Consider the following 13,030-nt stretch of genomic DNA (forward strand, 5'->3'; position numbering starts at 1 on the left):
GGAGAGTAAGTTATGAATTTTTCTAAAAAGAAATTAGCTTTATTGGCCGGTACAAGTACGCTTACAATTGGTCTATTAGTAGGCGGAGCAACATACGCTCTTTTCACTGGATCAGCATCAAATGTAGGGAACACGTTTAAAGCAGGTAATGTACATATTTCAGAACATCGTCATGATATTCCAATTGAAGGACCAATGTTCTATACAAATGATACGGTTGATGGAAGAATGGGTACTGGTTTATGGCAGCCAAAAGATACACACACAAGAGGAATGTTCTATGAAAATGATGGTAACGTGGATGCAATGTTAGGAAGTATTAAAGCAGAATACACAGGTGAAGATGCAAAGAATTTTGCAAAACAATCGATTGTTACATTAATGTCTTTTAAAACTAAAGATGGTAAGGCATTAGATGCAACAGCAATTGATAAGGCAAATCAAATTGTAGATGACTGGTTTAAAGATTATAAAGAATGGGGTTGGGACTTATCAGCTAAGGCACTTCAAACATTAACTGCCGATCTTAGAGAGTATTTTCTTGATAAGGAGATTCTAGTTAATGATAAGAAAAATGAACCTATCACAGCTATTCCAGAGGATATTTATGTAAGTTCCCTTGAGAATTTAGCAACTACAGGTGCAACTGAACCATTCTTAAATGGAAAGAACTTTGTTGTGCCTGTCGGAGAATCAAGATACTTAGCGTATAATGTAACACTAACAGATAATCCAGAAAATAACTTAGTTAAAAATAAGGAAGTTAAGTTTAATTTCGTATCAACTTTTGAGCAATTAAAAAATAACCCAAATAAAAAGTAAGATGAATGCACTATCCATCTACGGGTAGTGCTTTATTTCTTAAACTGATCTAATTGAAAAAGACACTAGTATTTGGAGCTCAATTGGTTCATTACTGTTTTGATATTATACGAGTAAAAGAAGATTTTTTTTATAACTATTCGATAATACATATTACTACTAACTCTATTCTATTTACCCTTTTTTGTTCTTTATAATGAAACTATGAAAACAAATGATTTAAAGAATGCTTTAGAAAGGATACCAAAAAAATATGCGCCTATTCCCAAATATCCCACCAGAAGCCGAACCTCCAATAATCTTTAAACTCCAAAATCAATCCATCTCACTAAAACCAATAAACAAATCTATTGCCCTACTTTATATCAATGATATGTATATCGGCAAATGCAATCTAAAAGAAACAATAGAACAGCTTAAACAAGTAATGGAGAAAAGTAAGATTGTAGAGTTCTATAGGAAGAAACCTAATAGCAGAGGAAAGATCATTAATTTTTTATTGTAAAGTTCTTTATAAAGAATAAATGCACACTAAACAAGGTAAACTATAATCCCCAACTAACTCAAAATGAGTGTTGAGGCTTACTGTTTACCTTGTTTAAATTTATTAAACTCTATGAAATTCTTGAATTCTTCTTTTGATACACCGGATTCCATTGCTTCTTTAAGGATTTGCATCCACTCGTTGTCTACTGCAACTGGTTCTTGGTTTTCTTTTAATAGATTCTCTGCTGTTGTATGAAAGACTGTTGCTATTTTTTCAAGTACTTGAATGGAAGGATTGCTTTGTAGGTTTCGTTCGATCGAACTGATGTAGGATTTCGCGACCCCTGCTCGTTCTGCTAGTTCTGTTAGTGACATACCGTGCTGCAAGCGTAGTTTTTTGATACGTTCTCCAATCATTGTCTCCACACCTTTAAATTATTACTAGTATTATATCATAAGGGTATGGGTTCTCCTAGCCTTGATTTGCAACAGTAGTTGATTGAGAAATGAATGCTTGAACTTCAGATGGAGTCATTCCTATTTCGATACATTCGAGTAGTAAATCCATCCAGCTTAGCTCATTTGTGCTTTCTTTCAAACTAACTTGCATGAATACGTACCTCCTAAAAGTTGGGTTTTTATACCCAGGTAGCTCAGCCATCATGATACATTATTCCTAAAAGTTTCGCACGAACTATGTATACGTTGAACTAGTGTCATTCATGCATAGGATTGTGCGAAAAATTTCTAATTTAAGAGTGTATTGTAGATCTGTAGCTTTGCGTCCCATTTTTTCAAATGGTTTGCCTTTTTCTGAAGGAATTGCTAAGACAAAGGTGGATAATGTTAAAAAATATTTAATGAATTTTCTAACTATTTTAATCCATTTCTTATTATACAAACTTTCTAAAGAAAGAATTGTTATAATTTGTAATTTACTCAAATCCTCCAAATTATATTTGTATAGTACAAAAATCCTATTAAACAAGAGAAACACCGAAAAAATGATACTAAATTACTTAATGAGGAAAATATTTAAGAAATAATCTTTCGACATCTATTAAAAATATCATCGAATGGCTGAATAGATACCTCTTCATGAACTGGTCATTCTATACCTCTATTCAAAAAGATAACTCCTTCTAAATAATAGGTCAGTTCCCATCCATATTTGTCATTATTTGTAATGTTCGAGACTAGCTTTGTCGTATTAAAAAACGGAAGGCTTTGTACTAATTTGAAAAATAGAAGGATAAACATTAAATAGGACTTAGAATGTTTTTGAAATAGTCATTTCCTCCTGCTAATAAATTCAAAATCCTTAAGTTAAGCAAATGAAGGTTATTAAAAAAAATTATTGATATATGAATAGACTAAAAGTTTAGGTTCTATATATTTTGAAGTTTTTTAAGTAAAAAAAGGTGATGTCTTCTTACCTTTATCAATGAAGGCACTCGGTCATATTGTGGGTAGAAGAATCTACCTTAGGCGTTAGTCGCCATTGGTGTGGTGTGAGGATGGGTTAGATGCCCACATACATACTATTTAATTATGAATGTTTACCTAAGCCTATTACTGGTAAGTTTAGCTAAATATTTATAAGAAATTAAGAAAAGAGGGGTATAGAGTGCTGAAGAAAAAAGTTAAGAAAGCCATTATTCCAGCTGCAGGACTAGGCACCCGATTCCTTCCTGCAACGAAAGCAATGCCAAAGGAAATGCTTCCAATTATTGATAAGCCTACAATTCAGTACATTGTGGAGGAAGCAATTGAATCTGGGATTGAAGACATCATTATTGTTACTGGAAAAGGAAAGCGAGCAATTGAAGATCATTTTGACAATGCTTTTGAATTAGAGTACAACCTGTTGCAAAAAGAAAAGTTCGATTTGTTAGCAAAAGTGGTACATTCCTCAAGTATGATCGATATCCATTATATCCGCCAAAAAGAACCTAAAGGACTCGGACATGCGGTTTGGTGTGCTAGAAAGTTTATTGGAAATGAACCGTTTGCTGTATTACTTGGTGATGACATTGTACAAAGCGAAAAGCCTTGCACGCTGCAATTAATTGAAGAGTATGAACGAACAGGGGCATCGATCATTGGTGTAAAACAAGTACCAACAGAAGAAACATCTAGGTATGGCATTATTGATCCTGCAGAAGCAATGGGAAGGCTCTATCAAGTCCATCAATTTGTTGAAAAGCCGAAGCAAGGAACAGCACCTTCTAATCTAGCCATTATGGGAAGATATATCTTAACTCCCGAGATTTTTAGTTGTTTAGAAGGACAAGATGTAGGAGCTGGTGGCGAAATTCAGCTTACAGATGCGATACAAAAACTGAATGAGTTCCAAAATGTATATGCATATGAATTTGAAGGAAAAAGGCATGATGTTGGTGATAAGTTAGGATTTATTAAAACAACGGTGGATTTTGCGATACAAGATGAAACAATCCGAAATGAACTATTAACTTTTTTAGATTCATTTATTAAAGAGAGAAAAGTTCAAATTACCAAATGAGTGAGGTGAGATTTCGTGAGCATAGAAATAGCATCAGAACCAAAACAATCATCCCTTCAGGAGTCACAATATTTTACCGAGAAAAGTGCGTTTTATCATTTTTTAAAAAGAACATTTGATATTTTAGGAGCTTTGTTGGGCTTAGTATTATTTTCTCCGATATTTCTAGTCATAGCATTTTTTATTAAATTAGAAAGTAAGAAAGGCCCAGTATTCTTTAAACAAGAACGTGTAGGAAAAAACGGTAAAGTATTTAATATGTATAAATTTCGCTCAATGGTTCCTGACGCAGAGGAAAGACTGCAAGAACTTTTAAAGTACAATGAAATTAGTGGGGCAATGTTTAAAATAAAAAATGATCCAAGACTTTTAAAAATAGGAAAGTTTATTCGAAAGACGAGTCTGGATGAGTTTCCGCAACTCTGGAATGTGATACGTGGAGAAATGAGCTTAGTTGGTCCAAGACCTCCATTACCGAGAGAAGTTCAACAATATACAAACTATGAGAAGTTACGCCTAAAGGTGATTCCAGGGTGTACAGGTCTTTGGCAGATTAGAGGTAGGAACGGTTTGAATTTTCATCAAATGGTTGAGTTAGACTTGGAATATATTAAAAATAGAAATTTTTTATTTGATCTGCTCATTATTCTTAAAACATTCAAGGTATTAGTTGGTTCAAACGGTGCTTATTAAAATCATTTTTCACTTTTTTGGAGGAGAATATGGCTCGATTTTTATTGAAAGTACGAAAGCTAAAAGGGAAGCCACCACGTGTCATTATTCAAAAAGTGCTGAACAAACTAAAAGAAGAAATTTATTATAAAGGACGTAAAATTATTATTTCTAAAAAACCGATACACATTGAAGACTCTTTGTTTAAAGATTTTAAGTCTTCATGTGTATTTTTTTTTCAACCGGAAAATAAATTACATTATTTGAAAAAGCTAAAGGACTTATGTGTAGAAGAAGACATTAGAAAAGATGCGGAAAGAGTTTGTAATCATGTGTTTAACTTATTAGGTTCGGGAGATAAGAATCTAGGTGAAAAGCTACCTTGGAACGAGGACTTTAAAACTGGATTTATATGGGACAACCAATTTTATAAAGACATTGAAATTATAGACTTAAAGAATAATGCTGACGTAAAGGTACCGTGGGAATTGTCTAGATCTCAACATATTGCTACGTTAGGAAAAGCTTACTGGCTGACAAGCAATGAGAAATATGCAATTGAGTTTAAAGATCAGTTACTAGATTGGATAAAGAATAATCCGGTTGAGATGTCTGTGAATTGGACTTGTACAATGGATGTAGCAATTCGAGCTGTTAACTGGATTATAGGTCATTATTTCTTTCAGGATTCTAAAGTACTGAATGAAAAATTCTGGCTCGATTTTAATAAAAGTCTTTATTTACATGGAAAGTTTATTTATAAAAATTTAGAGAATAAGGATGGTCATACTGGAAACCACTATTTATCGAATATTGTAGGCTTAATTTGGATTGGTCTATATTTTCGAGAGTTAAATATTCCGAGTGCTAAAAATCAAAATCAACCTAAACATTGGTTAGAATATGGCCTTAAAGAAATAGAAAAAGAAATGAATGTTCAAGTAAATAAGGATGGGACGAATTATGAAGCCTCTACAGCTTATCATAGACTAGTGACAGAATTATTTTTGCTGACAACCATTTTATGTACAAAGAATAATCTAACGTTTTCCAAAGAATTTATAGAGCGGTTAGAAAAAATGTGTGAATTTATTTTGCATTTAACACAACCAAATGGGAAAAGTCCAATTATAGGTGATGCCGATGATGGGAGACTGACGATATTTTCTAATTACGCCAAATGGGACAAGGATGATTTTAGACACTTACTAGCTGTCGGAGGCGAATATTTTAATCGAGACGACTTTAGATACTTTGGATCCTCTTTTAAAGAAGATGCTTTATGGATAAATGGTGACTTGAATAGTAGCGATAGCAACCCAGTTTTACCGTCTAGGTCATATGAAAATGGAGGGTATTATATTCTCAGAAATGAAAGAGCATATTGCAGCATTCGTTGTGGTGAGAATTCTTTTAGAGGTGAAGGTGTACACAGTCACAATGATCAATTAAGTTTTACTTTGAACATAGATGGAGAAGACATTTTTGTTGATCCCGGAGCTTTTATTTACACTGGTGATTATAAACTTCGTAACCTATTTAGAAGTACAAAAATGCATAACACATTAGAGATTCCTGGTTACGAACAAAATGATTTTGACAGTGAAAATTTATTTTATATGAAGGAACAAACATTTTCAGAGTGTTTAGAGGTAGATACTAATAAATTCGTTGGTCAACATCACGGGTATGTCAATAAGTGTGGTGTTATTCATAAAAGAAGTTTTTTATTAGGGGAAAAATCTATCGAACTAAAAGAGGAATTAATCGGTGCGAAAAATCAATCAAGTTATAAACTCAATTTTATTTTAGATTCACAAACGTCCATTAATCTATCTAAAAACTATATTGTAATTCAAAAAGGTGATCTTACTTTAATGATTCAATTTAATAAAGAGGTCAAAAGTAAAGTTGAAGATGTTGATATTTCTACCAGTTACGGGTTAAAGAGAAAAAGTAAAAAACTTGTCATAGAGAGTGTTCATGATTCATTAGAGACAACGATAAACTTTGTCTAAGAGGGTGAGTAATTTGATCAGGATAATTAAAAAAATGCCGAACCGGATGAAGGTTCCGCTACTATATGCAGCTTCATTGCTTCCAAAGAATTTAATAGAAAATAAGGAATACAAAGACTATGTAAAATTTCTAGCTGAGTCTGAATTATGGGACTCAACCCAAATATCAGAATTTCAAAATATGCAATTAAAATTATTGATAAAGCATGCGTATGAAAATGTTCCGTATTATACAGAAGTATTTAATGAGTATGGAATAAGAGTAGAAGATATTCAAGATACAGGAGATTTAAAAAAGCTGCCACTTATAAACAAGGAAATTATTAAAAATAATAAAGATAAATTTATAGCGAAAAACTTTAATTTTACTCAACTTAACAAAATTAGTACGGGTGGAACAACATCAGGACCTATGGAATTTTTTGATACACATACTACAGTTAATAGAGAAATGGCATTTTTTCATCGGATTTGGAACAATTATGGATACAATGATCAATTGTGTTTGGTATTAAGAGGAGATGCTGAAAGTAGTGAAAAACTATATAAATATAATCCTTATAAAAAACTTATTTCAATAAATACTCGGAATATCAATGATCATAAAATGAAAGGCATTATAGAAATAATAAATAAATATAAACCACCCTACCTTCAAGCATATCCATCTTTAATCTACTTACTTTCTAAATATATAAATGAGCATGATTTATCTAGAAAAATACCAAACTTTAAAGCTATTTTTTGTTCATCTGAAAAAATGTATGATTTTCAAAGGGATGAAATAAAGAGAGCATTTTCAACAGTAGTAATAGATTATTATGGGCATTCTGAGCGTACAGCTTTAATGGAGTATTGTCCAATATGTAAAATGTATCATGTTATACCAGAGTATGGAGTTATCGAATTTTTAGATAAAAGTGGTAATAGTAATGATGTAGAGAATCATTTAACTGAAATTGTAGGAACTAGTTTTAATAACTATGCATTTCCTCTAATACGTTATCAAACGTTTGATATAGCGACAATGTCAGGAAGTAATTATAAAAATAAATGTAATAAACCATATGTAAGTATAAAAGAAATCGATGGACGTTCAGGTGATTTTTTAATTACGAAAGACGGTAAACTTTATTCACCAACTATATTGGATTTTGCAATATACTACATTCCAAATTTTAAAGAAATGCAATTAGTCCAACACGATTATGAGCAATTAGAAGTGTTAATTGTTCCTTCAAAATCGTATAAGAAAGATGAGGGCAATAGATTTGTTGCTGAACTTCAAAAGAGAATAGATACAAAGATGAACATCTATATAACATTAGTAAATCAAATTGAGCGGCCATCTAATCAGAAACATAGATTTGTGGTGTCTAAGATTAAAAAGTAAATAATCTTGAATATACTTTACGTCGAATACTCTTACGAAGGAGAAGTATTATGAAAGTTAATATAGTTGGCCCCTTGCCACCTCCTGTAGGTGGTATTTCTGTTCATATAAAAAGAGTTAAAAAGCAACTAATCTCTAAAGGGGTAGAATGTAATATCTATAATGAGGCAAATGTGGAAAATGAAGCTGAAAATGTGTACCCAATCCACTCTTATAAATTATTTGTTTTAAAAATCCCCTTTTTAAAAGCTGATGTGTTTCATTTTCATTCCATTAGTCTAAAAATGAGAATTCTTTTAGGAGTGTATAAACTTCTAGGGAAAAAAATAATCTTAACAGTACACGGTGAAAGTTTAGCTGATCAAATCAACAACTCTAATAGATTAGTAAAATTCTTCTTATTAAAGGGATTACGTTATATCGATCAGGTTATCTGTGTTAATGAAAAAAATACTAAGCAGTTAATTGATTTGGGCTTTAATGCTGCTAAATTAAAGACTTTGCCAGCGTTTATCAAACCATTTGAAGATAAACAAGATATTGAAGCTATTCCTAATTTTGTATGGGATTTTATAAATAACAGCGAGTTTGTCATTACTGCTAATGGTTGTATAAGGTTTTATAAAGATGAAGATTTGTATGGAGTAGATTTATTAGTTGAATTAGTTAATAGATTACTTAAGAATTCGATTAAAGTTAGCTTAATTTTTGTTGTTTTAGATAGAGATAGTCAGAATGAAAAAGAAAGAATGTACTATAAGCAAATAAAAGAAAAAATAAAAGACAACAAACTAGAGAGCAACTTTCTATTTTATGAAACGAAGGATACGGAATTTTATCCAATTTTGAGCAGAAGTCATTTATTTATTAGACCAACAAAAAGTGATGGATATGGTGTTTCAATTGCTGAAGCTATACATTATAACATTCCGTCAATTGCTAGTGATGTATGTACGCGTCCCGAACAAACCATTTTATTTAAATCCGGAGATCTAAACGATTTATATAATACGACTGCTAGTGTGATCCACAATTATGAAAAGTATAAACGAAAATTAGAGACATATGAGTCAACAGATTATTTTCAAGAGCTCTATGATACTTACAAAAGTATCAGTGGAAAGTAAATATAATAATAGAAATAAGTAGAATGGTGAAAAAATGAGTGAAAAAAAATCATTTTTAAAACTAGGTATAATCTATGCAATTGGACAAATTCTTTCAAAAATAATAGCTTTTCTTTTGCTTCCTATTTATACAAGGGAGTTAGGTACAATTGGTTTTGGCCAGCTTTCGTTAGTTGATACTGTTTTTGATTTTATAAGTGCTTTTACTACTCTTAGTATCTATTCAGGCTATATTCGATTTCATAAAGAATATGAAGGAATAAATAGAATCGAATTAAAAAATACAGCTATTAACTTTTCTATAATCATGTCATTATTTGTATTTTTACTGGTTTTAGTTATTGGTAAATTTACCTCTCCATTAATATTTCATTTTAAAAATTCATATGGATTACTCATATTAACCATTTCAAGAAGTATTTTATTCCAGTTTATAACTTTGTTTATTTGTGATTATTCACTACGATATGAAGCTAAGAAGGTAGTATTGATTAATTTAGTAAAATTAATACTTGAATGTAGTCTAATTATTTATTTCGTATTAGATGAAGATGGAGTTATAGGTGTGTATAAAGGGTATGTGATCAGTAACTTTATAATAGTAGTTTATTTAATTGTTAAAAATTTAGGAAATTACAAATTCAATATAAATAAAAAGATGTTAAAAGAAATGCTTACATTTAGTGGAGGATTTCTCCCTTCACAAATGGCTGCAACGATTTTAAATTTATCTGATCGATACTTTTTAAGCAGTGCTAAAGGAGTAAGTCAAACGGGGATCTATTCAATGGGATATAAGTTCGGTACTTTAATTAATCCTTTATTTGTAGAACCTTTTAAGCAAATATTTACACCTTATAAATTTGAAATATGGAAGGATTCTGATGCCGAGAAGAAATTCAATCGTTTTTTTCTTATGTATCATCTTATTGGTTGCTTTGTTATTTTAGCCATTTCATTTAATAGCAAGATATTACTAACCTTATTTGCTACAGCAGAATACCTTAAAGCTTATAAAATTATACCGTTAATTCTATTTTCTTATTTTTTATATGGAAAGTCGTGTTTTTATTGTTTAGGCATGCAATTAAGAAATAAGACGTATTTAGATGGTCCAATCATGATTTCAGGTGGAGTCCTTAATATTATTTTAAATCTCCTATTAATTCCTTCTTGGGGAATGTATGGAGCGGCAATTGCGACATTAATTTCCTACGTATTTATCAATTTCATCTATTTAAAAGCATCTCTTCCAATGTATCATATCCGTTATAAAAAGAGCCCTATCGTTAATATTTATCTAGTTTCCATAGCATTGTATATTGTTTATTACCTAATATCGCTCCAAGGATTTTCTATATGGATAGATCCTCTATTATCAATTTTCTTACTAGTTAGCTATTTTTTATTATGTGTACTAATTGGAGTAATAAAACGAACAGATCTACTAACATTTTATCAATCTATTTTAGCGAAGATATTTAAAAAGAAAACTATGAATAGTATGCAAAGGATCAGTTCTGGAGGAAAATAAATGAACGGTAATATAGAAGTATTAACCTTTGATACAGAAAGTGCTACACAACTAAGTTTAATTAGAAACATTGGAGAAAAAGGTATAAACATAACACTCTGTTTTTTTAGGAAATGGTCACTTAACTATCTTTCGAAATATGTAATTAGCAAGATTAGAGTTCCTAATTGGAATGACTATGAAGAAGACTTTATTGACGTATTAATCAGTATTGGCAAAGAGAATCCAAACAAGTATATGATTTTCAGTTGTAGTGACTATATTAATTCATTGATTGTAAAGTACTATCATGAATTAGAAAAGTACTTTTATTTTCCATTTTCTAACCCTTTAAATATTGAGTTATTAATAAATAAGGAATTATTTTATAAAAAGATGAGTGAGTTAGACATCAAAATTCCTAAAACCAGCTTTATTAGCTCCGTTGAACACTTAGAAGAACTATTTTGTACAAGTAATTATCCAGTAATTGTTAAACCTAAGACAATATTTAATAATATGTTTTTTGAGTTATTCCATACCAAAGTAATAAAGATCCATTCTTTGAAAGAGTATTATGAGCATAAACCAAGCTTAATCCAAGTGTATGACAGCATACTTGTTCAAGAATATATTGAAGGACCAGTTTTTTCAATTTATGGATATTATAAAAATGGATTTTTAGCTTATTGCACTTTTAAAAGAGATTATAGTGATCTATTTGGTACTTCTGTTTTAGGCCATTCCATAGACTCTGAGGAATTGAAGCTTTATGCAGAGCAAATATTATCCCAAATTCAATATGATGGTTTTGCAGAATTAGAATTTATCTATGACACACAAGATCATTCCTATAAATTACTAGAAATTAACTCACGTCCAACGCAATGGTGCAGATTACTCAAATATGCGGCAAAAACCGTTGAAAGTATACCCTTAGAAATGATTAATAGTGGCAATTATCTTAACACTGGAGAAAGTTTTGAAGTGAAAAAAGATATTTCTATTTATTATGAAGGTGGATTACTAGAATTAGTTAAAAATAAAAATCTTACGTTTAAAGAAATGATTAGGCATATATCAAGAAAAAATTCATTTTCTATGTATTATGATAAAAAAGATTTAGTACCTTCATTAAAATATAGGCTACATTTCATAAAGTCACTCATCAAATGGTTTGTATCTTACAACAAACAAGGTGTGTTTAAATATGGCAGTAGAAATTTGTAAATGGTTCAACAATGCAGATTGTCCTGTTTTATTGATGGTAGACGATCTTGCGAATGTATGGGTAGATACGAACTGTAATGGAGAACTTGATCTAGGTGAAGATTGGGGGTATTGGAAAAATGCCGATAACTCTTCCTTTAGATATTTAAATGAAGTCGTTCTAAAAAATTTTCCTGAAGTTAAAACTACTTTTTTTGTTCCTGTAGGAAGAAGATTAGGAATGATTAAAAATTCGTCAATTCCTTCAATATCTGAAAGAATTGATTGCGATGAAGAAACGAAATCATTTTTTAGGGATATACACCAAAATCCAAAATATGAAATTGCATACCACGGAACAACTCATGGACAAGTTGGAAATACAAACTTGGATTTTATACAAGAATGGGAATTATTTAATAGTTTAGAAGAAGCGGTTCAAACAATCGAGTATGGGAAAAAGATATATGAGAATGCCATAGGTGTTATGCCAAAAGGTGGAAAGTATTGTGGGTACGCTAGCAACCAATTTTCGGATACTAGTATAGATCATACAGATTTTCTATGGTGGTGCAGATATTGGAATCGAGGAGTAGAAGAGGAGATAGTACCAGATTTTACAGGTAAAGATGGTAATCCTTTAACAAATTATGATGTTAAATTTTTTGGAGAGAACAATGTAATAGATATCCCTTCAACAGTTAATGGAGCGTTATTAACTGGCATTTATAATAGTAACTTTAAATCCATTAAAGGGATTGCGAAGAGAATACTAAAAACCTATTTAATATATAAGAAACTAGAGCAGATAGATTACCTACTAATGAATAAACTTGTCATTAGTATTCAAGAACATATAGCTCCATCACGAGATGATGGTAGAAGACAAAGTCCAAATATTTTTGATGATACGGAGAGTTTAAAAAGAATATTCGAATACCTAAATACAAAAAATGTTTGGTATTGTACGGGAACAGAGTTGGCTAAATATGTATGTCTTAGGGAAAATATTTGCATTACTTCTGTTGATACAAATAGTTTTATAGTACAACAAAAAATTAGCAAAGGTGTTGAACCTGGTGTTATAACAGTTAACTTTGATGAAAGAAAAGACTTTAAATTAGTGCTTCCTGATCAGAGTGTAATATATGTAGAAGGTTCGATTTGTAATTTACCTATTCAAGATGGTGAATATTCAATTATTTAAATAGATTTAGGATGCAAAGAGAGGTGAATGTTTACTTCTCTTTTTTTGTTTTTATTAGA

The 13,030-nt window shown here is 30.8% G+C and carries 11 protein-coding genes and 1 riboswitch; of the genes, 9 read left to right on the forward strand and 2 right to left on the reverse strand.

Going from position 1 to position 13,030, the window contains the following annotated elements; all coding sequences use genetic code 11:
* Window positions 1–12 precede the first annotated feature (12 nt).
* A complete protein-coding gene (locus J5Y03_RS07905; RefSeq protein WP_209404325.1) occupies window positions 13–822 on the forward strand; it encodes a M73 family metallopeptidase in 810 nt (269 codons plus the stop codon).
* 582 nt (window positions 823–1,404) lie between these two features.
* Here J5Y03_RS07905 and J5Y03_RS07910 read toward each other — a convergent pair.
* Both J5Y03_RS07910 and J5Y03_RS07915 read right to left on the reverse strand, forming a co-directional pair.
* On the reverse strand, window positions 1,405–1,725 hold the full coding sequence (locus J5Y03_RS07910; protein WP_209404327.1) for a helix-turn-helix domain-containing protein: 321 nt from the start codon (window positions 1,723–1,725) through the stop codon (window positions 1,405–1,407).
* Between the two features lie 55 nt (window positions 1,726–1,780).
* Window positions 1,781–1,918 carry a hypothetical protein gene (locus J5Y03_RS07915; RefSeq protein WP_209404329.1) on the reverse strand — a complete coding sequence of 46 codons (138 nt, stop codon included), beginning with the start codon at window positions 1,916–1,918 and terminating at the stop codon, window positions 1,781–1,783.
* Window positions 1,919–1,952: 34 nt separating this feature from the next.
* Window positions 1,953–2,126: riboswitch (cyclic di-GMP riboswitch) on the reverse strand.
* An 812-nt stretch (window positions 2,127–2,938) separates the two neighbouring features.
* Here J5Y03_RS07915 and galU point away from each other — a divergent pair.
* The 8 genes from galU to J5Y03_RS07955 are packed head-to-tail and all read left to right on the forward strand — an operon-like array spanning window position 2,939 to window position 12,971.
* Window positions 2,939–3,832, forward strand: a complete 894-nt coding sequence (gene galU, locus J5Y03_RS07920; protein WP_209404533.1) for a UTP--glucose-1-phosphate uridylyltransferase GalU — start codon at window positions 2,939–2,941, stop codon at window positions 3,830–3,832.
* 21 nt (window positions 3,833–3,853) lie between these two features.
* Window positions 3,854–4,525 (forward strand): sugar transferase, encoded by a 672-nt coding sequence (locus J5Y03_RS07925; RefSeq protein ID WP_322099564.1) that lies wholly within the window; start codon window positions 3,854–3,856, stop codon window positions 4,523–4,525.
* A gap of 29 nt (window positions 4,526–4,554) precedes the next feature.
* The gene (locus J5Y03_RS07930) at window positions 4,555–6,522 is read left to right on the forward strand and encodes an alginate lyase family protein (protein ID WP_209404332.1); all 1,968 of its coding nucleotides are present in this window, start codon (window positions 4,555–4,557) and stop codon (window positions 6,520–6,522) included.
* A 34-nt stretch (window positions 6,523–6,556) separates the two neighbouring features.
* Window positions 6,557–7,915: a phenylacetate--CoA ligase family protein gene (locus J5Y03_RS07935; RefSeq protein WP_245208808.1), complete on the forward strand. Its 1,359-nt coding sequence runs from the start codon at window positions 6,557–6,559 to the stop codon at window positions 7,913–7,915.
* 50 nt (window positions 7,916–7,965) lie between these two features.
* Window positions 7,966–9,042 carry a glycosyltransferase family 4 protein gene (locus J5Y03_RS07940; RefSeq protein ID WP_209404336.1) on the forward strand — a complete coding sequence of 359 codons (1,077 nt, stop codon included), beginning with the start codon at window positions 7,966–7,968 and terminating at the stop codon, window positions 9,040–9,042.
* 34 nt (window positions 9,043–9,076) lie between these two features.
* Window positions 9,077–10,576: an oligosaccharide flippase family protein gene (locus J5Y03_RS07945; protein ID WP_209404338.1), complete on the forward strand. Its 1,500-nt coding sequence runs from the start codon at window positions 9,077–9,079 to the stop codon at window positions 10,574–10,576.
* On the forward strand, window positions 10,577–11,785 hold the full coding sequence (locus J5Y03_RS07950) for a hypothetical protein (protein ID WP_209404340.1): 1,209 nt from the start codon (window positions 10,577–10,579) through the stop codon (window positions 11,783–11,785). It begins immediately after the preceding gene.
* Window positions 11,766–12,971: a polysaccharide deacetylase family protein gene (locus J5Y03_RS07955; RefSeq protein ID WP_209404342.1), complete on the forward strand. Its 1,206-nt coding sequence runs from the start codon at window positions 11,766–11,768 to the stop codon at window positions 12,969–12,971. Before J5Y03_RS07950 ends, J5Y03_RS07955 begins: the two co-directional genes overlap by 20 nt.
* Window positions 12,972–13,030 lie beyond the last annotated feature (59 nt).

The sequence above is a fragment of the Gottfriedia endophytica genome (assembly GCF_017814275.1).
Lineage (GTDB): Bacteria > Bacillota > Bacilli > Bacillales > Bacillaceae_G > Gottfriedia > Gottfriedia endophytica.